Below are 25,444 nucleotides of genomic sequence, written 5' to 3' on the forward strand. Positions count from 1 at the left end.
ACCTTTTCGCACCACGTGCTCACATCTGTGGCGAACTGTCCAGAGGCTCAGGAGGGTGATCTTCGTCCACCGCGAAGCGCCGGGCGCTGCGGCGGTGACCGTTCCTCCCCAGTGCCCGGTCGTCCCCAGTGCGGGACCTGTCGTGCCCCTGCAGGGAGCGTCCCGCCTAGGTTCGCGGGCATGGGAGCACACACCGGATCCGACGGGCCGACGCAGCGCCGCGCCGGGACGCACCGCCGCACCGGTCAGGCGCTGATCGAGCGCCGCGACCACATCGCCGAGACGTCGCGTCGCCGGCTCTCGATGCCCGCACCGTCCCCCTCGGCGCTGGTGGGGATCGCGGTCCTGGTGCTGATCGGGGTCGGCGTCATCCACCTCTCCGGATCGGGTTCTGCGGTGCCGCTCGAGGCGGAGCCGACTGCGCTGGTGCAGCCGGAGGAGGCCGAGGGAGGAACGACCGGCGGTGACGGTCCGTCCTCAGCGCAGGCGGAGCACACCCCGGGTGACGCTCCCGCCGCCGTCGCCGGGGAACCCCCTGCCGCGGGGTCCGAGCTCGTGGTGCATGTCTCCGGGGCGGTGGCCGCGCCCGGGGTGGTGCATCTGTCCGCGGGGGCGAGGGTCGACGATGCGCTGCAGGCCGCCGGCGGGCCCACCGACGATGCCGATCTGTCCGCCGTGAATCTCGCCCGGCCGGTGGGTGATGGCGAGCAGATCCATCTGCCGGTGCCGGGGGAGGAACCTCGCGCAGCAGAACCGGGAGGGGCGGGTCCCGGATCCTCCGAGGCAGGGGAGGCACCCGCTGCGGGCTCCACGGGGGTGATCAATCTGAACACGGCGAGCGCTGGGGAGCTCGAGGAGCTGCCGGGGGTGGGGCCCGCGATCGCCCAGCGAATCGTCGAGCATCGGGAGAAGAACGGGACCTTCACCAGCGTCGACGGTCTGCTCGAGGTCTCCGGGATCGGCCCGTCCACCCTGGAGAAGGTCCGCGACCGGGCCACCATATGACCCGGGCCGATCTGCGGCTGCTCCCCGCCGCCACCTGCGTCTGGGCCCTCGCGGTGCTCGGCGTGACCGTCGGCACCGCGGCCGCCGTCGCCGGGTGCGCCGTACTGGTGGCACTGGGGCTGACCGTGATCACGGTGAGCGGCGGCACCCGCACCGCGAGTGGGATCTTCGCCCATCTGGGCATCGTGGTGCTGGCCGGGGTGCTACTGTTCCCGGCCCTCCAGCGCCATGGCACCACGGACGAGCTGTTCGAGGAGGCCGCCGCCCAGGGATTGATCGTGGAGCTGACCGTGGTCGCCGCTGCGGACCCCGCCACCCCCGCCAGCGGCCCGGAATGGTCCCGAGACGGATTGCAGATGCGATCACGGACCGTCCGCGGCCCCGCCCGCATCGGGCGTGAGGAGGCAGCTCTGCCCGCGTCCCTGCCGCTGCTGGTGCGCGCCGCCGGCGAGGGGGAGAAGGGCATGGCGCGGGTACGGGACGGCGATGCTGCACAGCTGCGTGGCACCGTCACGATCAGCGGGTCCCTGGTGATCCTGCGTGCCACCGACGTGACGGCGGTGCCGGTCCCGGGAATGACCGGCCGGGCGCAGTCCGCCCGTCACTCCTTGCGGGAGCTGGCGCGGGAGGCCACTTCGCATCTCCCGGCCGACGAGGCCGCGCTGGTGCGCGGTATGACCACCGGTGACACCAGCGGCATGAGCGAGCGCACCGAGGAGATCATGCGCCGGGCCGGTATCTCCCACCTGGTCGCGGTCTCCGGGGCGAATATCGCCCTCGTGCTCGCCGCAGTGCTGATCCCGCTGCTGCTGGCCGGGGTGCGCCGCCGGCCCCGCCTGCTCGCCGGCGCCATCGTGATGGTCGGCTATGTGTGGCTGGTGGGGGACGAGCCCAGCGTCCAGCGGGCCGCGACCATGGCCGCCCCGCTGCTCGCCGCTCGCTTCGCCGGAGTCCGTGCCTCGCCGGTCGCGGCGCTCGCTCTCACCGTGGTCCTGTGGTCGGTCCTCGACCCCGTCACCGCCGCCTCCGTCGGCTTCCTGCTCTCCGCCCTCGCGACCGCCGCGATCCTGGTGGCCGCCCCGCCGCTGGCCACGGCCCTGTCAGAGCTCAGCGGGGATCGGCTGGGTCGCACCGCCGCGCTGGTGCTCGCGGTGCCGCTGGTCGCACAGCTCGCCTGCACCCCGCTGCTGATCCTGCTCACCCCGGAGATCTCGCTCTGGGCGGTGCCGGTGAACATGATCGTCGGCCCACTGGTGGGTCCGGCGACCGTTATGGGGCTGCTCGCCCTGGTGGTCGGGGTGCTCTGGCCGCCGGCGGCCGCGGTCCTGTATACCGCTGCAGCGGGTGGGGCGCACCTCGTGCTCCTGATCGCCAGTACCGCCGATGCGCTGCCCGGCTCGCGCATCGCCGTCCCCGACGGTGCCACCGGGGTGCTGCTGACGATCGCCGTGATCCTCGTGGCCGCGATCGCCCTGGCCGCCCGCCGCATCCCCCGGGTGCGTTGGGTGATGGCCGCACTGCTGGTCGTGGTCCTCGCCCCGGGGATCGGCCGGCTGCTGCCGTTCGGGACCGCCCCCGACTGGAGCCTTGCGATGTGCGCGGTGGGGCAGGGGGATGCGCTGCTGCTGCGTCCCCAGGCCACAGCCAGGGACGCACCCACGGTGCTCATCGACACCGGTCCCGACCCGGCCGCGCTGCGCCAGTGCCTGGACCGGCTGCGCGTGGAGCGGATCGACCTGCTGGTGCTCACCCATCCCCACCGCGACCACACCGGCGGCCGGGAGGCGCTCACCGGGCAGCGGACACCCGCCCAGCAATGGGTATGCCCGCTGCCGGACGCCGTCCGCGACGTGGTTCCCGGCGCCCCCGTGGTCGCGCCTTCCACCGGGGAGACCTGGCACCGACCCGGCCTGTTCCTGCGGGTGCTGTGGCCGGGTTCCGCCGAGGATGCGCTGCGGGCGAACGCCGCCGAGCAGGGATCAGGAGAGGGGGACGCGGCCAACGACTGCTCGCTCGCGATCGAGGTGATCTGGGCGGACGGCACCCGGCTGGTCGCACTCGGCGATCTGGAACCTGCGGCGCAGGCGGAGCTCGCCGCGCTCACCCCCGGTCCGGCGGAGATCGTCAAGGTCGCGCATCATGGATCTCGCTTCCAGCACGCCCCGCTGTACGAGCAGCTCGACCCTGGTCTCGCGCTCGTGCCGGTAGGACAGGAGAACAGCTTCGGGCACCCCACCGAGGAGCTCCTGACAATGCTGGACCAGCTCGATGCGCAGGTCCTGCGCACCGACGTCCATGGCACCGTGGTGCTGCCGGCCGATCGGCAGTCGCCGCCGCGCAGCGTCGGCCCGGCCCGATAGGATCGTCCAGTCCCTTCCCAGCAGTCAGGAGCCCCCGTGAGCGATGTCGAGTGGCACAGCGTCGCCCTCGCACCGATCGTGCTGATCCATGGCACCGAGACCCTGATCGCCGATCGTGCCGTCCAGCGGCTGCGCGGCCTGGCCCGCGAGGCGGATCCCTCGGTCGCGGTCCATGATCTCTCCGGTGACGCGCTCGGTCCGGGTGCCCTCACCCAGGTGACCAGCCCATCGCTGTTCGGCGAGCCCCGCTTCGTGGTCGTCCCCGAGCTGCAGGCCGCACCGGATGCTCTGGTCGCCGAGCTGCTCACCTATGTCACGACCCCGGAACAGGACGTCACCCTGGTGCTCGTCCACCGCGGCGGCAACCGCGGCAAGAAGCTGCTGGACACGCTCAAGAAGGCCGGGTTGCCGCGAGTGGATGCGAGCCCCGTCAAACGGGCGGGAGACAAGCAGACCTTCGTCGCCGCCGAGTTCGCCCGCGCCCAGCGCCGGATCCAGCCCGAGGCGCTGGTCGCCCTCGTGGACGCCTTCGGCACCGACCTCGCCGAGCTCGCCGCCATCAGCCACCAGCTCATCGAGGACACCACCGCCGACCCCGGCGAACAGGCCATCCAGGTGACCCTCGCGGAGGTGCACGCACTGACCGCCGGACGAGTGGAATCCACCGCCTTCGCCGTCGCCGATGCTGCGATCGCCGGCCGTGAGCAGGAAGCACTCCAGCTGCTTCAGCAGGCCCAGCTGGCCGGCGCCGACCCGGTACCGATCGTCGCCGCGATCGGGTCCAAGATGCGCTCCCTGGCCAAGGTCAGCACGCCCGGCGCCAGCGCCCGCACCCTGGGCATGCCGGATTGGATGCTCCGCAACCTCTCCCGCGAGGCGAGGAACTGGAACGACCGCTCCCTGGCCCGGGCCCTGGAAGCCATCGCCCGTGCGGATCATGAGGTCAAGGGTGCGGGACGCGACCCTCGCTGGTCCGTGCAGCGGATGGTGATGGGGATCTGCCGCGCCCGGCGCGCCGGCTGATCGGCGCATCCCGGAGACAGCGCACCCCGACGACGACGAGGCCCCGCACACCATCATGGTGCGCGGGGCCTCGTGGACTACGAGCGGGTGAAGCTCAGGCGCTCACCGCGGCGACCAGCTTCGCGAGACCGGACTTGCGGTTCGCGGCCTGGTTCTGGTGGATGACGCCCTTGGCGACGGCCTTGTCGAGCTTGCGCGAGGCGCTCTTGAGCGCCTCGCCGGCAACCTCGGCGTCACCGGTGGAGACGGCAGCCTTCACCTTGCGGGTGTAGGTGCGGAGCTCGGACTTGACGGCGCGATTGCGAAGGCGCGCCTTCTCGTTCGTCTTGTTCCGCTTGATCTGGGACTTGATGTTTGCCACGAAGACTCTTCTCTTGTGCTGCTGTGATGGATCTTCCGCGACGGCCGAGGATCGGTGCCGACAGGGACGGCGGTGGGGATTCGCCTGAGACGTCGGTACCGGGTCGCTGCCACGGGTACTCGCCCGGGTCGCATGAATCATCGCCCCTGACACGGCGGGACTATCCTGCGCACACCGAACGGTATGTCACACATACGGGGCAAGACTTTACCAGAGCAGTGCCCCCGGACGTACCCGGTGTGCGGCGTGTCTCTCCAGATTCCGGCTGGCTCAGCGCCAGCCATGGACCTCCCGCACCACGGCGGCGACGCGATCGTAGCGCGCACGGTCCAGCCGTCCGCCCTCACGGCGTGCAGCCCCTGGTGCCAGGCGCAGCAGTCGGTCAGCCCGCACCTCGGAGGCCCGCCCCTCCCGGTCCCACTCCCCGGCACCGATGTCGACCCAGGTCGAGCCGTGCTGATCGGTGGTGACCTCGCCATCGTCGGCGCGGTCGCGGGAGGTGAGCATGAGTGCCACCAGCACGTCGCCGGAGCCGTCGGACCCACCCGCGGCCGCCGCCTCCTCGGCGACGACCAGCACCGGACGGTCCTTGCCCTGAGCGAGGTCCTCCTCGTAGGGCACCCACGCCCACACCACCTCGCCCGGATCCGGATTGCCATCCTGGCGCGGGGCGTACTCGAGGGTGAGGGGTGTGGCTCCGCGGCGGTCGGCGAGCGCGAGGGCGCTGGCCGCGCCGGCGGCAGCACTTCCAGCCGCACTTCCAGGATCGTGCGCGCTCGTGCCGGGTCGGTGCTCCTGCACCGCCCGGATCGCCTGGTGGCTCAGCGAGCGGGCTCCTCGACGGACCGCGGGGCTGCGTGCTGCGGAGCGGAGGAGGGAGGTCAGTCGGGAGACCAGGGACATCAGGCTCTCGCTTCCTGGGCGGAGTGCGCCACAGACGGGGTGGGTCGGTGTGAGAATGGTAGGCATGTCTGCCTCCCCGCTGTTCCACAGTGCGCGGACCGGTTCCGGCGGCGATGAGATGTTCGCCCCCGACGGGACGGTCCGCCCCACCTATCAGGCGCTGCATGACGCTCTGTCCGGGCTCGGCACGGAAGAGTTCCGCTCCCGGTCCGACTCCCTGGCCCGCAGCTATCTCGACCAGGGCATCACCTTCGACTATGCGGGCGAGGAGCGTCCCTTCCCGATCGACGCGATCCCGCGAGTGGTCGCCGCCGAGGAGTGGACCCGGGTCTCGGCCGGGGTCGCCCAGCGGGTGCGTGCCCTCGAGCGCTTCCTCGATGACCTCTACAACGACCAGGCCGCGATCGCCGATGGGGTGATCCCCGCGGAGCTGGTCACCTCCTCCACCTACGTGGTCGAGGCGATGCGTGGCTACACACCGCCCAACGGCGTGCGGATCCACATCTCCGGGATCGACCTGGTGCGGGACGGAGCCGGCGACTTCCGGGTGCTCGAGGACAACGTGCGCACCCCCAGCGGTGTCAGCTACGTGCTCTCGAACCGGCGCGCGATGGCGCAGGGCTTCCCGGAGCTGTTCGCGCACCGGCCGGTGCGGCGGGTGGGCGAGTACCCGGGCAGGCTGCTCTCGGCGCTGCAGGCCGCCGCGCCGAACACCGCGGGGGAGGAGACCACCGTCGTGGTCCTGACCCCTGGCCGCTACAACAGCGCCTACTTCGAGCACTCCCTGCTGGCCCGCACCATGGGCGTGGATCTGGTCGAGGCGTCGGACCTGGTCGAACGGGGTGAGCGCATCTACATGCGCACCACCGCCGGACTGCGCCGCGTGGACGTGATCTACAAGCGCACCGACGACGACTTCCTGGACCCCGAGGTGTTCCGGCCCGACTCCGCGCTCGGAGTGCCGGGCCTGGTGCGCGCGATCCTCGCCGGCAACGTGGTGGTCGCCAACGCCATCGGCAACGGGATCGGCGACGACAAGCTCACCTACACCTATGTTCCCGACCTGATCCGCTACTACCTCTCCGAGGAGCCGATCCTGCCCAATGTCGACACCTGGCGGCTGGAGGAGCCCGACTCCCTGGCCGAGGTGCTCGACCGGCTCGACGAGCTGGTGGTCAAGCCGGTCGACGGCTCCGGAGGCAAGGGCATCGTGATCGGTCCCGCCGCCTCCCGCGAGGAGCTCGATGCGCTGCGGGAGCGGCTGCTCGCGGATCCGCGCGGCTGGATCGCCCAGCCCGTGGTCCAGCTCTCCACCATCCCCACCCTCGTCGAGGAGGGACCCGAGCCGCGTCACGTGGACCTGCGTCCCTTCGCTCTGAACAGCGGCGATGACGTCTGGGTGCTGCCCGGAGGGCTCACCCGGGTGGCCCTGCCGCGCGGTGAGATGATCGTGAACTCCTCCCGCGGCGGCGGGTCGAAGGACACCTGGGTGCTCGCCCCCGAGCGGACGACCGAAGGGTCTGCGCATCAGTCCCAGGCGCAGTCGCAGGCGCAGTCCCAGGAGTTCGAGGTGGAAGGGATCGAAGATCCGACGGATGACAGCTACGACGAGTTCGAGGACCCGCGTGAAGAGCAGATCGAGGAACGGGCACCCGAGCCCGACCCGGTGACCTCCGCGATCCCGATCATCGACGTCGAGGAGGCACCCCATGATGCTGAGTAGGATCGCCGACGCGATGTTCTGGATCGGCAGGTATGTCGAACGTGCGGACCAGACGGCCCGGATACTCGATGTGAAGCTGCAGTCGATCACCGAGGACACCCCGGAGGACTTCGCCGAGGCCTGCCGCGACGTCTACCAGATCTTCGGGCTCGAGCAGACCGACGAGTCCGACCACAGCGTGCAGCGGGTGCTGGACCGCCTGCTCACCGATCGAGGGAATCCGTCCTCGGTGGCCGGCGCGCTGCTGGCCGCCCGGGAGAACGCCCGGGGCGTGCGCGAGGTGCTCTCGACCGAGGTGTGGGAGTCGCTGAACACCACCACCCTGGGCCTGCCGCGCGGGGTGCGTCCCTCACGCATGCACGGCGCCTTCCAGTTCGCCAAGGACCGCTGTGCGGTGGTGAACGGACTGGTGGACTCCTCGATGACCCGTGACGAGGCATGGCTGTTCCTGCGGATCGGGCAGCTGCTCGAGCGGGTAGACATGCTGGCCCGCAACCTGCAGGATCACGACCTCGAGGATTCCTCGCCTGCCGCGACGGTGATGTTACTGCGCTCCTGCAGCGCGCACGAAGCCTATATCCGCTCCTACCGCGGGCGGGTCCGCGCCGCACGGGCGATCGAATTCCTGCTGCTGGACTCGATCTTCCCGCGCTCTGCGGTGCACTGCCTCGGGGAGATCGAGGAGGCGCTCGAGACCCTCGCGAAGCTGCACGGCAACAGCTTCGACCGGCTCGGCACCGCCGAGCCCGGCAGGCGGATCGTCGGCCGGGCGCTGGCGAGCCTGCGCTTCCGCTCCCTGGATGACATCGTCGAGAACTTCGACGAGGAGATGGAGCAGCTGCAGATGGTCACCGGCGCCGTCACGCGGGCGCTCGGCGCGACCTACTTCCATCCCGCGCACTGAGGCGGCGGGCAGCACGTCCCCTGTGACCTCTGTCCGGGAGCACCGCGGGATCAGGGACGGGAGCGTTCCCCATGAGACGATGGGCCGATGCCCGGCGCGAGAGCGTCCGGCCCGTTATCGACGAGAGGACGTAAGCCGGTGACCCCGAAGATCGCGGCCGACGAGGCGCGGGACATCCTTCCCGCCTCGACCCCCCAGGAGCGGCTCCGCAACTTCTGCATCATCGCGCACATCGACCACGGCAAGTCCACGCTGGCCGACCGCATGCTGCAGATCACCGGGATCGTCAACTCCCGTGACATGCGCGCCCAGTACCTCGACCGGATGGACATCGAGCGCGAGCGCGGCATCACCGTGAAGAGCCAGGCTGTGCGCATGCCGTGGCAGGTCGACGGCGTGAACTACGCACTGAACATGATCGACACCCCCGGGCATGTGGACTTCACCTACGAGGTCTCCCGCTCGCTGGCAGCGTGTGAAGGCGCGATCCTGCTGGTCGACGCCGCGCAGGGCATCGAGGCGCAGACGCTCGCGAACCTCTACTTGGCGATGGAGAACGACCTCACCATCATCCCGGTGCTGAACAAGATCGATCTGCCCGGAGCGGACCCCGAGAAGTACGCCGCCGAGATCGGGCAGCTCGTCGGGGTGGAGCCCGATGACGTGCTGCGCGTCTCCGGCAAGACCGGGGTCGGCGTCGAGGACCTCCTGGACCACGTGGTCCGGACCCTCCCGGCCCCGCTGGGCGACCCCGAGGCCCCCTGCCGCGCGATGATCTTCGACTCCGTCTACGACACCTACCGCGGCGTGATCACCTACATACGCATGATCGACGGATCGCTGAAGTCCCGCGACCGCATCGACATGATGTCCACCGGAGCACACCACGAGCTGCTCGAGATCGGCGTGAGCTCCCCGGAGCCCCACCCCACTCAGGGCATCGGTCCCGGCGAGGTCGGCTACCTGATCACGGGCGTGAAGGACGTGCGCCAGTCGAAGGTCGGCGATACCATCACCACCTCGATCCGTGGTGCGACGGAGGCCCTCGAGGGCTACGCTGATCCCAAGCCGATGGTGTACTCGGGCTTGTTCCCGATCGACGGCTCCGACTACCCGGTGCTGCGCGACGCACTGGACAAGCTCAAGCTCAACGACGCCGCCCTGAACTACGAGCCGGAGACCTCCACGGCCCTCGGCTTCGGATTCCGGGTCGGCTTCCTGGGCCTGCTGCACCTGGAGATCATTCGCGAGCGCCTCGAGCGCGAGTTCAACCTCGAGCTGATCTCGACTGCCCCGAGCGTCGTCTACCACGTGGTCATGGAGGACGGCACCGAGATCGAGGTGCTCAACCCGTCGGACTTCCCGAGCGGCAAGGTCCGCGAGATCAGCGAGCCGATGACCAACGCCACGATCCTGGTCCCCAGCGAGTTCATCGGCGCCGTCATGGAGCTGTGCCAGTCGAAGCGCGGGAATCTCGGCGGCATGGACTATCTCAGCGAGGACCGTGTCGAGCTGCGCTATACGCTGCCGCTCGCGGAGATCATCTTCGACTTCTTCGATCAGCTGAAGTCCAAGACCCGCGGCTATGCCTCCCTTGACTACGACATCTCCGGCTCCCAGGTCGCAGATCTCGTCAAGGTCGACATCCTGCTGCAGGGTGAGCCGGTGGATGCGTTCAGTGCCATCGTGCACCGGGACAAGTCCTACAACTACGGCGTCGAGATGGCCGGGAAGCTGCAGAAGCTCATCCCGCGCCAGCAGTTCGAGGTGCCGATCCAGGCCGCCATCGGCGCCCGCATCATCGCCCGCGAGAACATCCGCGCGATGCGCAAGGACGTGCTGTCCAAGTGCTACGGCGGCGACATCTCCCGTAAGCGCAAGCTGCTGGAGAAGCAGAAGGAGGGCAAGAAGCGCATGAAGAACATCGGATCTGTCGAGGTCCCGCAGGAGGCCTTCATCGCCGCGCTCTCCTCCGACGAGGGCGATATGCCCAAGGACAGCAAGAAGAAATGACCATGGAGACCGGACGCATCGCGGCGGTCTGCACCGTCGCCCAGCTGTTCCCGGTCGCGGCGAGCGGCCTGATGAGCGGCATCGACAAACGGCCGGTCGACGGACCGGTGCGGCTGCTCACCCACGGCGTGCTCGGCGACGTCCAGGGCGACCGCGAGCACCATGGCGGGATCTTCAAAGCGGTCTACGCCTTCTCGCGGGAGACGCGCGCGGCCCACGCCGCCGAGCGCGAGCTCGACCTGCCCGACGGGTCTTTCGGGGAGAACCTCGTGACCACCGGCCAGGACACCGACGAGACGGTGATCGGGGAGCGCTGGAGGATCGGCACCGCCGAGCTCGAGGCCACCTGCCCCCGCAACCCCTGCGGCACCTTCTCGGCCTGGATCGGGGACCGTCGCTGGGGCCGCCACTTCACCGCTGCAGGCCGCTGCGGTGCCTACTTCCGGGTGCTGGTGGAGGGCGAGACCTCCGCCGGTGACGGGATCGAGGTGCTCCATCGTCCAGAGCACGGGGTCACCGTCGGCGACGCCTTCCGCGGTCTCGACGCCGCGCGGGCCCGTGCGCTGCTGGACTGGGCCCGGGAGACCGACACCGTGTTGTACGACTCGCTCGTGGACAGCGCCCAGAATGCGCTGCGGCGCGCCGATCAGGACTCCGAGTTCCCCGACCGCCTGCGCTCCACCGGGCGAGGACTGGGATTGGGGATGGGCCTGTGAACCCGCTGTCCGTCTACATCCACGTCCCCTTCTGCGCCGTGCGCTGCGGGTACTGCGACTTCAACACCTACACCGCGACCGAGCTCGGCGGGGGCGGCTCCCAGGCCGAATACGCGCAGAACTCCATGCGTGAGATGGATCTGACCCTCGCCGCGGACCGCGAGGCCGGCTACGACTACGAGCAGGTCTCGACCGTCTTCTTCGGCGGCGGCACCCCGACCCTGCTGCCCGCTGATGACCTCGTCGCGATGCTCGACCATCTGCGCACGCTGATCCCGTTGGCCGAGGGCGCCGAGATCACCACCGAGGCGAACCCGGACTCCGTCACCCGGGCCTCGCTCTCGCGCCTCGCCGACGGGGGCATCACCCGCGTCTCGATCGGTATGCAGTCCGCGGTGCCCTCGGTGCTGGCCACGCTGGATCGCACCCACGACCCCGAGAAGGTCCCGCAGGCAGTGGCCTGGGCCCGCGAGGCCGGGTTGGATGTCAGCCTCGACCTCATCTACGGCACCCCGGGGGAGACCCTCGCCGACGTCGAGACGTCCGTGAAGGCAGCGCTGGCCTGCGGTGTCGACCATATGTCGGCGTACTCGCTGATCATCGAGGGCAACACCGCGATGGCACGGCAGCTGCGCCGCGGTGAGCTCGAAGCCCCCGATCCCGACGACATGGCCGACAAGTACGAGCTGGTCGATGACCTCGCACGCGCCGATGGGCTCTCCTGGTACGAGGTCTCCAATTGGGCCCGCACTGAGCAGCAGCGCTCCCGCCACAACCTCGCCTACTGGCGCGGCACCGACTGGTGGGGGATCGGCCCCGGCGCGCACCGCCACCGAGACGGGCTGCGCTCCTGGAACGTGAAGCACCCCAGCCGCTACGCCCGGATGCTCGCCGCGGGCGAGATGCCGGTGGCGGACTCCGAGCTGGTCGCCGCCGAGGACCGGCTGGTCGAGAGGATCATGCTCGAGCTGCGGATCGCCGACGGGCTCGCCGTCGAGGTGGTCCCCGCAGAGCGTCGGGAGATGCTCGCCGTGCACCGTGATCGTGGCCATCTCGACGCCGATGCCCTTGCCGCCGGACGAGCGGTCCTGACCCGGCAGGGGCGGCTGCTGGCCGATGCCGTCATCCGGGACCTGGTGCCCTGAGACGCTTTCGGGGCAGACTGCGGGAATGACTCCGTCAGCGAAGCCCACCACGGTCGACGAGTACATCGCGGCGTTCGACGGCCCGGCTCGCGCCCGCCTGCACGAGCTGCGGGCGCTGGCTCAGGAGGCCGTGCCCGAGGCGAGCGAGGCCCTCAAGTGGGGCTCTCCCGCGTACCTGCATCCACGGGGCACGATCCTGTTCGTCTGCAGCGCCCACCGTCATCACGCGAACTTCACGGTCACCCCCAGCACTCGGGAGGCCTTCGCGGCGGAGCTCACCGCGTACGAGACCGGCAAGGGGAGCGTCAAGCTGCCCTATACGACGCCGGTGCCCACGGACCTGCTGCGACGGATGATCGCCCACCGCGTCCGCGAGTTCGAGCACGACGGCGTGAACTGGATGTGAGGGCAGCGGAAGAGCCCCCGGGATCGTGGGATCCCGAGGGCTCTCGTGCTCATGGTGCAGTGGACGCCGGGCCGGTCACTTCACCAGGCGGAGGTTGAACGGGTAGGCCCAGTACTCGCCCTGGTTGGCCTTGACCGCGCCGACGATCGAGAACACCAGCTGAAGAAGTGCGGGGAGCCCGACCAGCGGGTACAGGATCGAGCCGACGCCGAGAGTGAAGATGGTCAGGATCGTGATCACGATGGTGAGGGCAACCTGAGCGATGAGCACGGCGATCGCGCCGTTGAGCGCTTCGGTGGCGTGGAAGCGCACGAAGCGATCGCGGTCCTTGTACATCAGGAAGATGATCAGCGGGCCGACCCAGCCGAGGAAGCCCCAGCTGATCACGTGCCCGAGGACCACGGCGAGCTGCGAGAACATCCCCCACATGCGGGAGTCGGAGCGATTCAGCGGCTGACCGCTCAGGGGCCCCTCGTAGACACCCTTGGTGCCGGGAGCCGGCTGGTCCGTCTGCTCCCCGCCCGGCGCCCCACCCGGTGCGCCACCCTGCGCGCGATATGCGCTGTGGCCCGCAGGAGCGGGAGCCGGCGCGGCGAGATGGGGGGCCTGCGCCGCGGGCTCACCGGCGCTCGGCGGCGACGGGACGCGAGAGGCGTCGGGACCGTAGGCGAAGGGGTCGTGCGGATGCAGCGAGGGATCCGAGGTGGGGGCGGCCTGCTCGGCGGGGGTGCCGGGCTCGATGCCGAACGGATCATGCGGATGCGGAGTCTGGCTCATGGTTCCTTCTTCGGGACGGGCCGGCTCTCACGCCGGCGACGGGCTGATGCAGCCAGCCTATAGAGCATCGCCTGCGGCGTCCGCGTGGCGTGCCGCCGTATCGACCGGGGGTTAACCCCCAGTCAGGAGTGGTCCACGGTCACGAAGTCGATGAGCTCCTCGATGCGGCCCGAGAGCGTCGGCTCGACGTCGGCGTAGGAGCGGACGGTCGACAGGATCCGCTTCCAGCCGAGTCCGATATCGGACTTGTCCGCATGGGGCCAGCCGAGCGCGGCGAGGGAGCCGACCTTGATGTCGGTGCCCTTGGGGATGTGCGGCCATGCCGTGAGCCCCACCCGGGCGGGTTTGACCGCCTGCCAGACATCGACGTACGGGTGTCCGACCACCGTGACATTGCCTCGGGCGCCAGGCAGCGCCATGACCTCGGCGGCGATGCGGGACTCCTTCGAACCCTTCACAAGATGATCCACGAGGATCCCGAGCCGGCGCCCGGGAGAAGGTCCGAACTCACGCACGCGCTCGGCGAGGTTGTCCGCGCCCTCGAGCTGTTCGACGACGATGCCCTCGATGCGCAGGTCGTGGCCCCACACCTTCTGCACCAGCTCCGCATCATGGGTGCCCTCGACCCAGATCCGGGAGGCGCGGGCGGTGCGTGCCTTCGCCCCTTCGACGAAGACGGACCCGGAGGCGGAGCGCCGGCGCACGGGTGCGGAGGCAGTCGCGACGGCGCGGGTGAGCACCACGGGCTGTCCATCGATCATGAAGCCGGGGCCCAGTGGGAACGTCCGGCGGACGCCGCGGCCGTCCTCCAGCTCGACCACGAGCTCTCCGGCGATCTTCTCCACGCGGGTCACCGCGCCGGTGAACCCCGTGGAGGCCTCCTCGGCGACCAGGCCCCGCTGAGCGGGGACCTCGCGGGCCACGGGACGGCGACGATGATGGGCGGGCGGACCGGAGGACAGCACGTCGCGGCCGTACCGGTCGGGGAAGTCAGCAGGCACGCGCGACACCGTACACCCGTGGCGAACGCCTCCCCGCGCAGCGCGCCGGGGCGCGTAGGATTGGCACCTGGCATGAGAGAGTGCCAAATGAGAGACCACGACTTTGGACGCACGCAGCGCAGGAGGTGAGCGAGACGGACGCCCGCAAGCTCCAGATCCTCGGCGCGATCGTCGAGGACTACGTCTCCACCCGCGAGCCCGTCGGCTCCAAGTCGCTCCTGGAACGCCACGAGCTCGGGGTCTCCGCTGCGACAGTGCGCAACGACATGTCGCTGCTCGAGGAGGAGGGGCTGATCCATCAGCCGCATACCTCGGCGGGGCGTGTCCCCACCGACAAGGGCTACCGCACCTTCGTCGACCACGTCGCCACCATCAAGCCGCTCTCCGCCCCCGAACGCCGGGCGATCCGTACGCTGCTCGAGGACTCGGGCGATGTCGAGGAGCTGCTGGCTCGGACCGTGCGGGTGCTGGCGCAGCTCACCCAGCAGGTCGCGATGGTGCAGTACCCGGCCCGCAGGCAGGCCCGGATCCGGCATGTCGAACTGGTCAAGGTCGCCGACTCCCTGCTGCTGGTGGTGCTGATCACCGAGTCCGGCCGGGTGGATCAGCGCACCGTGCCTATCAACGCCGGCAAACCTGCCGAGTACTACGCGGTGCTGCGCGACCAGCTCAATCGTGTCGTCGCAGGCCGCGAGGTCACCGACCTCGCCACGCCGCTGGAGGACTTCCTCGAAGCGCTCACGCCCCCGGAGCGACCGGCCGCCGCCGAGGTGTCCGAGGCTCTCGCCGCGCTCGCAGCGACTCGTGCCGAGGGCCGGATCATGATGGCCGGCACCGCGAACATCGCGCGATCGGCTGAGGACTTCGCCCGTGACGTCGAGCCGTTGCTGGACGTGCTCGAGGAGCAGCTGGTGCTGCTGCGCCTGTTCACCGAGATGCACGCCTCGCCGGGCGCCGTCGAGGTGCGCATCGGGACCGAGCTCCAGGACCGGGCGCTGCATCAGGCCGCGGTCGTCGGCGCCGGGTACGGTGTCGGCTCGCATGTCGCGATCCTGGGACCCAGCCGGATGGATTACGTCACCGGCATCTCGACCGTCCAGGCCATCGCCCGTTACGTCTCCCGCTTTCTCGAATAGCCTCGGGCGGGCTCCGCGGGCTCACCCCCGCCCGGCCGCCCATGCCACTCGACGCCCCGTGCCCGCCGCCCGCGGCACCGACTCCCCGGTAAGGACCCCACTGCAGTGAACGACGATTACTACGACCTCCTCGGCGTCTCCCGCGAAGCGACGACTGATGAGATCAAGAAGGCGTACCGCAAGCTCGCCCGCACGCTCCACCCGGACGTCAATCCGGACCCCGAGGCGGCCGAGAAGTTCAAGCGGGTCTCCCAGGCCTACGAGACCCTCTCCCATGCGGACAAGCGCCGGCAGTACGACATGGGTGGCGGCCCGGGCATGGGCGGCTTCCCCGGTGGCGGCGGTGGCGGCTTCGACTTCAACGACATCTTCGACATGTTCGCCGGCGCCTCCGGCATGCGCGGCCGCAACCAGGGCCCCGTGCCCCGCCAGCGACGTGGCGGAGATGTGCTGCGCCGTGTGAAGATCGACCTGCGTGACGTGGTCTTCGGCACCGAGGAGAAGGTCACCTTCCGCACCGCAGTGCTGTGCGAGCGCTGCACCGGTTCCTGCTGCGAGCCCGGCACCAGCCCCACCCGCTGCACCGCCTGCAACGGCTCCGGCCACGTCCAGCGCGTCGCCCAGTCGCTGCTGGGCCAGATGGTCACCATGGCACCCTGCCCCACCTGCGAGGGCCACGGCGATGTGATCGAGAGCCCCTGCACCGGCTGCTCCGGTCATGGCCGCACCGCCTCCGAGCGCACGGTGACCGTGCGGATCCCCTCCGGTGTCGAGAACGGCACTCGGATCCAGCTGCGCGGAGAGGGCGAGACGGGCGAGGCGGGCGGGCCCTCCGGCGACCTCTTCGTCGAGCTGGCCGTCACCGACCACGAGATGTTCGAGCGGTCGGGCGACGACCTGGTCACCACGATCGCGGTCCCCATGACCACCGCCGCGCTCGGCGCCACCATCCCGCTGGATACCTTCGACGGCCCTCAGGATCTCGATGTGCGCCCCGGCTCGCAGCCCGGTGAGGAGATCGTCCTGAAGGGGCTCGGCGTCACCCCGCTGCGCCGCGAACGCCGCGGTGACATCCGCGTGGTGCTCGATGTGGATGTCCCCACCTCGCTCACCGAGGAGGAGCGGGATCTGCTCCAGCAGCTCGCCGCGCTGCGCGGCGACGAGACCACACGCCGCACCAAGGGCCACGGCCCGTTCGCGAAGCTCCGCGAGCGCCTGCGCGACTTCTGAGACCGACGGGAGAGCACCTGATGCCCACCACGCCGCCGAGCTTCCTGATCCTCGACGACACCCTGGCCGCCGTCGTCGCGGGCGATGCCCTGGTACTGGCGGGCGACGAGGGCCGACACGCCGCGAAGGTGGCGCGGATCGGCGTGGGGGAGCAGGTGCTGCTCACCGACGCCCCCGGCCGTCAGGTCCTCGCCGAGGTGACCGCCGCCCGCAAGGAGGCGCTGGACCTGTGCCTTCTCGCGGACCCCTCACCGGCCGTGCAGCGCCTGCCTCGCCTCACCCTGGTGCAGGCCCTGGCCACCGGCGGGCGCGACGAGCAGGCCGTGGAATCGGCCACCGAGCTCGGGGTCGACCGGGTGGTGCCGTGGATCGCGCGGCGCTCGGTGTCCGTCTGGCGCGGGGAGAAGCTGCGTAAGGGACGCACCAAGTGGGAGGCGACCGTGCGCGCTGCGGTCAAGCAGTGCCGTCGGCCCGGCATCCCCGCGGTCGGCGAGCCCGTGACCACGCCGCAGCTGGTCGCTGACCTGCGAGGACGAGAGGTCGAGGGGACGCTGGTGCTGGTGCTCCACGAGCAGGAGTCCGTGGGCCTGATGAGCCTCGCCGAGGATCTGCGCTCCGCGAGCGAGGACGGTCTCGAGGAGATCCTCGTGATCGTCGGCCCCGAGGGCGGCATCGATCCTGAGGAGCTCGCTCAGCTGCGCGAGACCGGCGCCCGCTCTGTGCTGCTCGGTCCCGAGGTGCTGCGCTCCTCGACCGCCGGCCCCGCCGCGATCGCTGTGCTCAGCGCCCTGGTGGGGCGCTGGGGCTGAGGCCTCACCTGCGGTCCGCCGCCGTCGGCGGGGTCGCAGGATCCATCAACCAGGCCGGCATCAGTACGGTCAGGTGCGCCATCACATCGTCCACCGTCGCCTCGAGCTCCCCGCGCACCCACATGCCGAGCAGGTGCGTGTATGCGGCAGCGAGGGCGGAGCTGATGGCCTCGGCGCTGATCCCCTCCGGCGGCGTGGCGACCTTCTCCAGCCGCGCCTGCAGTGCATCGGCCATCACGCGGGAGACCCGCCGACGCACCTCGGCGCCGGTGGGGAGCTCGAAGATCGTGGCGTAGAGCTCGCGATGCTGGTCCACGTACTCGGCGAAACGGCGGAAGGACTCCTGCTGCGCGTCCGGCTCGCTCCAGTGCTCAGGACCCTCGAGAGCTCGCTGCTGCCAGCTCGCGACCTCGGCGAGCGCCTGCTCGTGGATCATCACGATCACATCGTCGAGGTCGGCGAAATGCGTGTAGAACGTCGGACGGCTGACGCCCGCCTCCCGCACCACGGCGCTGACCGTCAGAGGCTTGCCGGCGGTGCTGAGCGACACCACGGCGGAGGCGATAGCGCTGCGCGTGGTCGTGGCACGTCCCACGGTCGAGGCGCGACGTCCCTCCCGCAGCCGGCGCATGGTCCCTGCGGCGATGTCGCCGTCGGCCATCCCGGAACGTGCGCGGGAGACGTGCACAGGCTCGGCGGGCTCGGAGGCGTCGGCCGCGGAAGCAGTGGTCATCCCTCGAGCTTAGGCACCTCAACCCTTTGACCTCCACCCCGCGCCGAACAGTTCTGTGCGTTGGGCGCCGCCACCGGCCACGAACGGCAACCCCTCGCACCGGGAATAGACGGGTGACTATTCTCGTTGGATGGGGCAAGCCCCCAATTTTTCGACGGAACAGTGAGGTATCCCAGATGACGACGATCCCCCAGGACTACGACTACGTGGTGGTCGGCGGCGGGTCCGCCGGAGCCATCGTGGCGGCGCGGCTCGCCTAGGACCCGGACAGCCGCGTGCTCGTCCTCGAGGCCGGCCCCGAGAACACCAGCTATTGGTCGCGCGTGCCCCTGGGCTTCGCGAAGATCCTCTTCAAGCCGAAGTTCATGTGGCTGGACTGGACCACGCAGCCGGACGAATCGCTCGGAGGGACCGTCTACGCCCTGCCCCACGAGAAGCTGCTGGGAGGCTCCAGCGCGATCAACGGCATGGTGCACGTGCGCGGCAACCCCTCCGACTACGACGCGTGGGCCGACAGCGGCGCCACCGGCTGGGACTACCGCTCCCTGCTGCCCTACTTCAAGAAGTCCGAGACGGACCACCGCGGGGCCACCGAGTTCCACGGCGGCGACGGGCCGTTCCGGGTCGAGCGCGCCCGCTGGCAGAACCCCCTGCCCGACGCCTTCATCGAGACGGCGGCGACCGTGCTGGACATCGGGAAGAACGACGACTTCAACCGCGACCGCATCGAGGGCGCGGGCTACTGGGATCTGGAGACCTGGAACGGGAAGCGGTCCAGCACCGACCTCGCCTACCTCAAGCCGATGCGCAAGCAGCCGAACCTCGAGATCACCACCGAGGCCACCGTCACCGGGATCGACTTCGACGGCAAGCGCGCCACCGGTGTGCGCTATCGCAAGGATGGTCACGAGTTCCAGGTCTCCGCACGGCGGGACGTGATCCTCAGCGCCGGGGCTCTGCACACCCCGCAGCTGCTCCAGGTCAGCGGCGTGGGCCCCGGAGCCCTGCTGCAGCAGCACGGGATCGACGTCGTCCACGACCTGCCGGGCGTCGGCGAGAACCTCATGGACCACGTCCAGTACGGCATCAAGTTCCGCACCAGCAGCCCGTACACGTTCAACAACGCCGCCGGGACGCTCGTGAAGCAGGGCCTGCAGGGGATGAAGCACTACCTGCTTCCCCGCAACGGACCGCTGAACATCGGCGCCTCGCTCGCGGGCGCGTTCCTCCGCACCGGCGAGCAGGCGCAGGACCCGGACCTCCAGCTGCACTTCCTGCCCTTCATGCCGGGCGAGAAGGGCTGGGACCTCGCGGACTTCTCGGGCTTCCGCCTCGGGATGTACCAGGGCCGCCCGCACTCGCGCGGCCACGCACGCATCTCCGGGCCCAGCGTGGACGATCAGCCCGACTTCGTGTTCAACCATCTCTCCGACGAGCGCGACGTCGCCGTCGCGGTCGCAGGACTGCGCGCCGCGATGAAGGTCGGCGCGGCGATGCCGTCCGAATTCGAGGTCGAGCAGATCGACCCGGGCATGAACCCGAGCGACGAGGAGCTGGTGACGTGGCTGAAGGCGAACTCCGACACCGCCTTCCACTTCGCCGGCACCGCACGCATGGGCACCGACGAGCAGGCCGTCGTGGATCCGACCACCATGCGGGTGCGGGGCATCGACGGGCTGCGCGTGGTCGACGCCTCTGTCATGCCCGGTGAGGTCACCGCCAACATCCACCCGGCGGTCATCGCGATCGCAGAGAAGGCCGCGGACCTCATCAAGCAGAGCCGCTGACGCAGACGTCAGCGATGTAGGTGCGGCCCCGGCGGTGACGAGAGCATCGCCGGGGCCGGTCCGGTCTGCCTGGTCCGGTCTGGTCTGCTCGTTCCGCTCAGCCGGCCCGCCCGGCCGCCCGCCGCGCCGATAGCGGAACGCCGAGAACACTGATTCCGTTCAGAAATGCGTGGAATCAGTGTTCTCGGCGTTCATGGTCCGGCGTGTCCCGAGCGATCCGGGACGTTTCCGACGGTCCGGCGCGTCCCGGGCGTCCGTCGTGGGCCCGGGAGCTTCCGATGGCCCGGCGTGTCCCAGGGAGCTTCCGATGGCCCGGCGTGTCCCGGGGGGTTTCCGGTGGTCCGACGTGTCCCGGTCTCCCGGTCGCACGGAACGCTCGCGGAAGGGTCAGCCGACGTTCGAGAGCGCGCGCTGAGTGATCGCGTTGAGATGCTCACCGAGCGCGGCGGTCTTCTCCTCGGCGACGAACAGCTCGCCCTCGACGGAGAGGTCCTCGCGGAAGCCCAGGCCGATCGAGCCGACGACGTCCGCGCCCAGGCGGGTCATCAGGGTCTCCAGCACCGGCAGCACCTCGCTGGCCGAGGCCCAGCCGTAGCCGACCAGGAGGGTGGGAAGGTCGCTCCACTCCTCATAGAGGAAGTCGATCGCGTTCTTCAGGGCCCCGGGGTAGGAGCCGTTGTACTGCGGGGTGAGGATCACCAGGGCGTCGAGGGCGTCGATCCGCTCGCCCCAGGAGCGGGAGTGGTCCGTCTCCTTGGGCAGGCCGGCCTTGGGGCTGCTCGTGCCGTCGAAGGCAGGCAGCGCGACCTCGCGCAGGTCGATCAGGTCCACGACGACCCCGGCGGGAGCGGCGTCGCGGACCCAGCGGGCGACGTGGTCCCCCACACGGTTCGGGCGAGCACTGGCGACGATGATTCCAAGTTTTGTCATAGTGATTAAAACTTCTCATAGATCTGAGGCGTTCCTCAAACAGAGGTGGCCTTCCTCGCTCCCGTAGACTCCGGGGCATGGGAAACAGCCTCACCGAGCACGTCACGCAGCGTCATGATCCGGACTGCATCTTCTGCAGGATCGTCGCCGGCGAGATCCCCTCCGAGCGGGTCCATGAGGACGATCAGGTGATCGCCTTCAAGGATCTGCATCCGCAGGCCCCGGTGCATGTGCTGGTGGTGCCGCGGGAGCATCGTCGCGATGTGACCGAGCTCGTCGAGGATCCGGCGCTGCTCGCCCACACCGCGCAGGTTGCTGCGCAGGTGGCCGCGGAGCAGGGCGATGGCGACTTCCGACTCATCTTCAACACCGGTGCGAGCGCCGGCCAGACCGTCTTCCACGTGCATGCGCACGTCCTGGCGGGCGGGAAGCTCGCAGAAGGAGAACTGTGACAGACGCCCTCGACCCGGCCCCCGGACGCCCTCCCGAGGTGCGTGAGCGGAAGCTGGCGATCCCCGATCACCTGAGCCCCTTCCAGGTGCTCGGGGAGAACGATCAGGCATTGGCGGCCCTCGAGGACGCGATCCCCGACACCGATGTGCACGTGCGCGGGCACCAGGTGACGCTGCGCGGCACGGAAGAGGCGCTGCGTCGGGGCGAGCAGATCATGCGCTCGATCATCGACCTGGCCGGCACCGGGCAGGCGGTCACCGCCGAGGCGGTGCAGCGCGCCGCGAACCTCTACGGCGATGAGCGCGCCAGCGGGAAGAAGCTCGAGCAGGTCCTCTCCCGCACGATCCTCTCCTCACGCGGCCGCACCATCCGGCCCAAGACGATGGGCCAGAAGACCTACATCGAGGCGATCGAATCCTCGACCATCACCTTCGGGATCGGCCCTGCCGGCACCGGCAAGACCTACCTCGCCGTCGCGATGGCGGTGCAGAAGCTGCTCAGCAAGCAGGTGGACCGCATCATCCTCACCCGGCCCGCCGTCGAGGCGGGGGAGCGGCTGGGCTTCCTGCCCGGGAGCCTGAACGAGAAGATCGACCCATACCTGCGCCCGCTCTACGACGCTCTGCACGACATGCTGGACCCGGAATCGATCCCGCGCCTGATGAGCGCCGGCACCATCGAGGTCGCACCGCTTGCCTATATGCGCGGCCGCACTCTGAACGATGCCTTCATCATCCTCGACGAGGCCCAGAACACCACGCCTGAGCAGATGAAGATGTTCCTGACCAGGCTCGGCTTCAACTCCACCATGGTCATCACCGGCGATGTCACCCAGGTCGACCTTCCGGGCGGCCAGAAGAGCGGGCTGAAGGTCGTCGAACAGGTGCTCTCGGGCATCGAGGACATCTCCTTCTGCCGCCTGTCCTCGCGGGACGTCGTGCGCCACAGCCTGGTCAGCGAGATCGTCGAAGCCTACGGGCGCTGGGAGATCCAACCCGGGGGCACCCGAGACCCCCGCCACCGAACCCACAAGGGGAACTGAGCATGACCATCGAGATCCGCAACGAGACCACGGCGGTCGTGGATGAGCGCGAGTTCGTCGACCTCTCCCGCTTCGTGTTCGAGGCGATGCACCTGCATCCGGCCACCGAGATGTCGATCCTGTTCGTCGACGAGGACGCGATGGAGAAGCTCCACGTGCAGTGGCTGGATCTGCCCGGCCCCACCGACGTGATGAGCTTCCCGATGGACGAGCTCATCCCCGGCAGCCCCGAGCACCCGGCGCCCGAGGGGCTGCTGGGAGACGTGGTGCTATGCCCGTCGGTCGCCACCAAGCAGGCTGCCGAGGCCGGCCACAGCGCTGTCGAGGAGATGCTGCTGCTGACCGTGCACTCGATCCTGCACCTGCTGGGCTACGACCACATGGAGGAGGATGAGCGCACCGTGATGTTCGACCTCCAGCGCAAGCTCCTGCTCACCTTCCTCGCCTCACGGCCCGCGCGCTGACCGCCCGGCCCATGACTCTGCCGAAACCTAGGCCCGGGTCCGTCCTATGCTGACCCTCGCCCTGTTCGTCCTGATCCCGCTGATCGTCGCCTCCGGGGTGGTGGCCGCCATGCTCACGGCGGTCGATGCGGCCCAGCTGTCCGTCTCCCGCGGCGTGCTGGAGAAGGCGCTGTCCTCCCGTCCCGAGTCCGTGCGTGCGCGGGTGCTCGCCCACCGGGAGGACGCCGCTCGTACCCTGGCCTCGGTGTCGCTGGGCCGGATGCTCGCCGAGACGGTGATGGTCGCCTCCGTGGCCGGGGTGACCGTGGCCGTCCGCGACCACCTGGGCCACCCGGGCCTGTTGCTGCCCGGGATCGCGACCGTGGTCGTCGCCGGACTGCTGGTGCTGATCGTGCTCGCGATCTCACCGCGGACCATCGGTCGCAGCCGCCCTGAGTCCGTGCTGATCTCCAACCGCTGGCTGGTCACCCTGGTGCGGGGGCTGCTATGGGTCCCCGCCGGGGCGCTGACGAGCGTCGGCGCCTCACTCGCGGCCCGTTCGGGCGGAGCGGAGACGCCCGAGGACGGCGTCGAGAAGGCGCGCAAGAACGTCGATCGTGCGCTCGAGGACGAGCACGTGCGCGACGGCGAGCGGGACATGATCCAGGGCGTCTTCGACCTGCGCGAGACCATGGTGCGCGAGCTGATGGTGCCGCGGCCCGACATGGTCACGCTCAGCGCGGACTCGAGCGCCGAGACGGCGATGCGGCTGTTCGTGCGCTCCGGCTACTCCCGCATCCCGGTGATCGGCGACAGCGTCGATGATCTCCGCGGAATGCTGTACGTCAAGGACGTGATGCGGGCGATCCACTCACCCTGGGACGCGAGCCCCGAGCGGCCGGTGCACGAGATCATGCGCGCGGCGCGCTTCGCCCCGGAGTTCGTCGCGGCCGACGAGGTGCTCGCGCAGATGCAGACCAGCCATGTGCACATCACGGTGCTGGTCGACGAGTACGGAGGCGTGGCAGGCATCGTGACCATCGAGGACATCCTCGAGGAGATCGTGGGCGAGATCGCCGATGAGCACGACCGTGCCGAGCCCGAGATCCAGGACCTCGGCGAGGGCCGCTACCGGGTCCCCGCCCGGGCCGGCCTCTCGGAGGTCGGGGATCTGTTCGACCTCGAGCTCGACGACGATGACATCGACAGCGTGGGCGGCCTGCTGGCCAAGGCGACCGGGCGGGTGCCGATCCCCGGCTCCCAGGCCATCGCGCTCGGGCTCGAGCTCGAGGGGGAGAGGACCGCGGGCCGACGCAAGCGGCTCTCCACCGTGCTGGTGCGCCGAGCCCCGCAGGACGAGGACCACCATGACACCGACCAGGAGGACGACCATGACCGCTGACCAGGACCCGAGCCCCGATATCGCCGAGGGCTCCGCCGCGGATCCCGCAGCCGCACCGACCGCAGGGCCCACGCACCGCTCCGGTTTCGTCGCCCTGGTGGGCCGGCCCAACGTCGGGAAGTCCACGCTGACCAATGCGCTGGTGGGCGAGAAGGTCGCGATCACCTCGAGCAAGCCGCAGACGACCCGCCGCGCGATCCGCGGCATCGTCACCCGCGACGACGCCCAGATCATCCTGGTGGACACCCCCGGTGTGCACCGCCCTCGCACCCTGCTGGGCGAGCGGCTGAACGACCTGGTCCGTGAGACCCTCAGCGAGGTGGATGTGGTGGGCTTCTGCCTGCCCGCAGATCAGAAGATCGGCCCTGGTGACCGCTTCATCTGCGAGGATCTGGTCGAGCTCCGCACTGGTCGGCGCGGCCCGCGGGTCGTCGCCGTCGTCACCAAGACGGACCTGGTGACCCGGGACCGTCTGGCCGAGCACCTCATGGCCGTGGACCAGATGATGGATTTCGACGAGATCGTGCCGATCTCCGCCGTCAAGGGAGACCAGATCGACGTGCTGCTCGAGGTGATCACCCGCCAGCTCCCCGAGGGGCCGCAGCTCTACCCGGATGACCAGCTCACCGAGGAGTCCCGCGATGATCGCATCTCCGAGCTGATCCGCGAGGCCGCCCTCGAGGGTGTCCGCGACGAGCTCCCGCACTCGATCGCGGTGGTCATCGAAGAGGTCGTCGAGGTGGATCCCGACGGCGATGCCTTCACCCCGGTCGAACCCGGCACCGGACGTCTCGTGGTCCGAGCGTCCCTGTTCGTCGAGCGTGACAGCCAGAAGGGGATCATCATCGGCAAGGGTGGCTCCCGCCTGAAGGAGGTCGGCTCCCAGGCCCGCGCCGAGATCAACCACCTGATCGGCCGCAAGGTGCACCTGGACCTCCGGGTCAAGGTCGCCAAGGAGTGGCAGCGCGACCCCAAGCAGCTGGGCCGCCTCGGGTTCTGACGCCAGCTGGAACCGGGACCGTCATCGCTGCCCGGTGTTCGCATGGTGAGAGGTCCCGAACCGCCGGTCAGACGGTGCTAACGTGAGGCTCATGCGTGGATCGCTGCTTCTGCTTCGCCGCCGCGACGGGTCCTGAACCGCC

Annotated in this window: 24 protein-coding genes; 18 read left to right on the top strand and 6 right to left on the bottom strand. The window is 69.9% G+C overall.

Features of this window, described 5'->3' with window-relative positions; translation table 11 throughout:
• The first annotated feature begins 180 nt into the window (after positions 1-180).
• The 3 genes from ACT3UF_RS18110 to holA are packed head-to-tail and all read left to right on the top strand — an operon-like array spanning position 181 to position 4,388.
• Positions 181-1,005: a helix-hairpin-helix domain-containing protein gene (locus ACT3UF_RS18110; protein WP_442332489.1), complete on the top strand. Its 825-nt coding sequence runs from the start codon at positions 181-183 to the stop codon at positions 1,003-1,005.
• A complete protein-coding gene (locus tag ACT3UF_RS18115) occupies positions 1,002-3,365 on the top strand; it encodes a ComEC/Rec2 family competence protein (RefSeq protein ID WP_442332490.1) in 2,364 nt (787 codons plus the stop codon). The genes ACT3UF_RS18110 and ACT3UF_RS18115 overlap by 4 nt, the downstream gene beginning before the upstream one ends.
• Before the next feature lie 36 nt (positions 3,366-3,401).
• Positions 3,402-4,388 carry a DNA polymerase III subunit delta gene (gene holA / locus ACT3UF_RS18120; RefSeq protein ID WP_442332491.1) on the top strand — a complete coding sequence of 329 codons (987 nt, stop codon included), beginning with the start codon at positions 3,402-3,404 and terminating at the stop codon, positions 4,386-4,388.
• A 94-nt stretch (positions 4,389-4,482) separates the two neighbouring features.
• Here the strand turns inward: holA and rpsT are convergent, their stop codons facing one another.
• Both rpsT and ACT3UF_RS18130 read right to left on the bottom strand, forming a co-directional pair.
• Positions 4,483-4,749 (bottom strand): 30S ribosomal protein S20, encoded by a 267-nt coding sequence (gene rpsT, locus ACT3UF_RS18125; protein ID WP_444501901.1) that lies wholly within the window; start codon positions 4,747-4,749, stop codon positions 4,483-4,485.
• Positions 4,750-5,019: 270 nt separating this feature from the next.
• Positions 5,020-5,652, bottom strand: coding sequence for a type II toxin-antitoxin system PemK/MazF family toxin (locus ACT3UF_RS18130; protein ID WP_442332493.1), 633 nt, complete (start codon positions 5,650-5,652; stop codon positions 5,020-5,022).
• 64 nt (positions 5,653-5,716) lie between these two features.
• Here ACT3UF_RS18130 and ACT3UF_RS18135 point away from each other — a divergent pair, with 64 nt between their 5' ends.
• From ACT3UF_RS18135 to ACT3UF_RS18160, 6 genes are all read left to right on the top strand, one after another.
• On the top strand, positions 5,717-7,375 hold the full coding sequence (locus tag ACT3UF_RS18135) for a circularly permuted type 2 ATP-grasp protein (protein WP_442332753.1): 1,659 nt from the start codon (positions 5,717-5,719) through the stop codon (positions 7,373-7,375).
• The gene (locus tag ACT3UF_RS18140) at positions 7,362-8,279 is read left to right on the top strand and encodes an alpha-E domain-containing protein (RefSeq protein WP_442332754.1); all 918 of its coding nucleotides are present in this window, start codon (positions 7,362-7,364) and stop codon (positions 8,277-8,279) included. Before ACT3UF_RS18135 ends, ACT3UF_RS18140 begins: the two co-directional genes overlap by 14 nt.
• Before the next feature lie 87 nt (positions 8,280-8,366).
• Positions 8,367-10,292: a translation elongation factor 4 gene (gene lepA / locus ACT3UF_RS18145; RefSeq protein ID WP_442332755.1), complete on the top strand. Its 1,926-nt coding sequence runs from the start codon at positions 8,367-8,369 to the stop codon at positions 10,290-10,292.
• Positions 10,289-11,008 (top strand): MOSC domain-containing protein, encoded by a 720-nt coding sequence (locus ACT3UF_RS18150; protein WP_442332756.1) that lies wholly within the window; start codon positions 10,289-10,291, stop codon positions 11,006-11,008. Before lepA ends, ACT3UF_RS18150 begins: the two co-directional genes overlap by 4 nt.
• Positions 11,005-12,153, top strand: a complete 1,149-nt coding sequence (gene hemW / locus ACT3UF_RS18155) for a radical SAM family heme chaperone HemW (RefSeq protein WP_441442915.1) — start codon at positions 11,005-11,007, stop codon at positions 12,151-12,153. The genes ACT3UF_RS18150 and hemW overlap by 4 nt, the downstream gene beginning before the upstream one ends.
• 25 nt (positions 12,154-12,178) lie before the next feature.
• Positions 12,179-12,559, top strand: coding sequence for an iron chaperone (locus ACT3UF_RS18160; protein WP_441442916.1), 381 nt, complete (start codon positions 12,179-12,181; stop codon positions 12,557-12,559).
• A gap of 75 nt (positions 12,560-12,634) precedes the next feature.
• Here ACT3UF_RS18160 and ACT3UF_RS18165 read toward each other — a convergent pair whose 3' ends face one another.
• Complete coding sequence (locus ACT3UF_RS18165) at positions 12,635-13,336, bottom strand: DUF4870 domain-containing protein (RefSeq protein WP_441442917.1); 702 nt, start codon at positions 13,334-13,336, stop codon at positions 12,635-12,637.
• A gap of 122 nt (positions 13,337-13,458) precedes the next feature.
• Positions 13,459-14,337, bottom strand: a complete 879-nt coding sequence (locus ACT3UF_RS18170; RefSeq protein WP_441442918.1) for a DUF3097 domain-containing protein — start codon at positions 14,335-14,337, stop codon at positions 13,459-13,461.
• Positions 14,338-14,462: 125 nt separating this feature from the next.
• Here ACT3UF_RS18170 and hrcA point away from each other — a divergent pair, with 125 nt between their 5' ends.
• The 3 genes from hrcA (at position 14,463) to ACT3UF_RS18185 (ending at position 17,512) form a co-directional block, all read left to right on the top strand.
• Positions 14,463-15,473, top strand: a complete 1,011-nt coding sequence (hrcA, locus tag ACT3UF_RS18175; protein WP_441442919.1) for a heat-inducible transcriptional repressor HrcA — start codon at positions 14,463-14,465, stop codon at positions 15,471-15,473.
• A 105-nt stretch (positions 15,474-15,578) separates the two neighbouring features.
• Positions 15,579-16,703: a molecular chaperone DnaJ gene (gene dnaJ / locus ACT3UF_RS18180; protein WP_441442920.1), complete on the top strand. Its 1,125-nt coding sequence runs from the start codon at positions 15,579-15,581 to the stop codon at positions 16,701-16,703.
• A 20-nt stretch (positions 16,704-16,723) separates the two neighbouring features.
• A complete protein-coding gene (locus ACT3UF_RS18185; RefSeq protein ID WP_441442921.1) occupies positions 16,724-17,512 on the top strand; it encodes a 16S rRNA (uracil(1498)-N(3))-methyltransferase in 789 nt (262 codons plus the stop codon).
• A 4-nt stretch (positions 17,513-17,516) separates the two neighbouring features.
• Here ACT3UF_RS18185 and ACT3UF_RS18190 read toward each other — a convergent pair whose 3' ends face one another.
• Positions 17,517-18,245 carry a TetR/AcrR family transcriptional regulator gene (locus tag ACT3UF_RS18190; RefSeq protein ID WP_441442922.1) on the bottom strand — a complete coding sequence of 243 codons (729 nt, stop codon included), beginning with the start codon at positions 18,243-18,245 and terminating at the stop codon, positions 17,517-17,519.
• 275 nt (positions 18,246-18,520) lie between these two features.
• Between ACT3UF_RS18190 and ACT3UF_RS18195 the strand changes: the two genes are divergently transcribed.
• On the top strand, positions 18,521-20,032 hold the full coding sequence (locus ACT3UF_RS18195; protein ID WP_444501900.1) for a GMC family oxidoreductase: 1,512 nt from the start codon (positions 18,521-18,523) through the stop codon (positions 20,030-20,032).
• 387 nt (positions 20,033-20,419) lie between these two features.
• On the opposite strand, the gene ACT3UF_RS18200 is transcribed toward ACT3UF_RS18195, so the two are convergent.
• Positions 20,420-20,962, bottom strand: coding sequence for an NADPH-dependent FMN reductase (locus ACT3UF_RS18200; RefSeq protein ID WP_441442925.1), 543 nt, complete (start codon positions 20,960-20,962; stop codon positions 20,420-20,422).
• A 77-nt stretch (positions 20,963-21,039) separates the two neighbouring features.
• On the opposite strand from ACT3UF_RS18200, the gene ACT3UF_RS18205 reads away from it, so the two are divergent.
• Genes ACT3UF_RS18205 through era form a run of 5 tightly spaced genes read left to right on the top strand, consistent with a single transcriptional unit; the run spans position 21,040 to position 25,302 of the window.
• Positions 21,040-21,414 carry a histidine triad nucleotide-binding protein gene (locus tag ACT3UF_RS18205; RefSeq protein ID WP_441442926.1) on the top strand — a complete coding sequence of 125 codons (375 nt, stop codon included), beginning with the start codon at positions 21,040-21,042 and terminating at the stop codon, positions 21,412-21,414.
• Positions 21,411-22,457 carry a PhoH family protein gene (locus ACT3UF_RS18210; protein WP_444501899.1) on the top strand — a complete coding sequence of 349 codons (1,047 nt, stop codon included), beginning with the start codon at positions 21,411-21,413 and terminating at the stop codon, positions 22,455-22,457. The genes ACT3UF_RS18205 and ACT3UF_RS18210 overlap by 4 nt, the downstream gene beginning before the upstream one ends.
• Positions 22,458-22,459: 2 nt before the next feature.
• Complete coding sequence (gene ybeY / locus ACT3UF_RS18215; protein WP_441442928.1) at positions 22,460-22,921, top strand: rRNA maturation RNase YbeY; 462 nt, start codon at positions 22,460-22,462, stop codon at positions 22,919-22,921.
• A 46-nt stretch (positions 22,922-22,967) separates the two neighbouring features.
• The gene (locus tag ACT3UF_RS18220; protein WP_444501898.1) at positions 22,968-24,302 is read left to right on the top strand and encodes a hemolysin family protein; all 1,335 of its coding nucleotides are present in this window, start codon (positions 22,968-22,970) and stop codon (positions 24,300-24,302) included.
• Entirely contained in the window at positions 24,292-25,302 is a 1,011-nt protein-coding gene (gene era, locus ACT3UF_RS18225; RefSeq protein ID WP_444501897.1) for a GTPase Era, read from the top strand. Before ACT3UF_RS18220 ends, era begins: the two co-directional genes overlap by 11 nt.
• The last annotated feature ends 142 nt before the right edge of the window (positions 25,303-25,444 follow it).

The organism is Brachybacterium sp. AOP24-D1-21 (assembly GCF_052378665.1).
In the GTDB taxonomy this organism is placed as follows: Bacteria; Actinomycetota; Actinomycetes; order Actinomycetales; family Dermabacteraceae; genus Brachybacterium.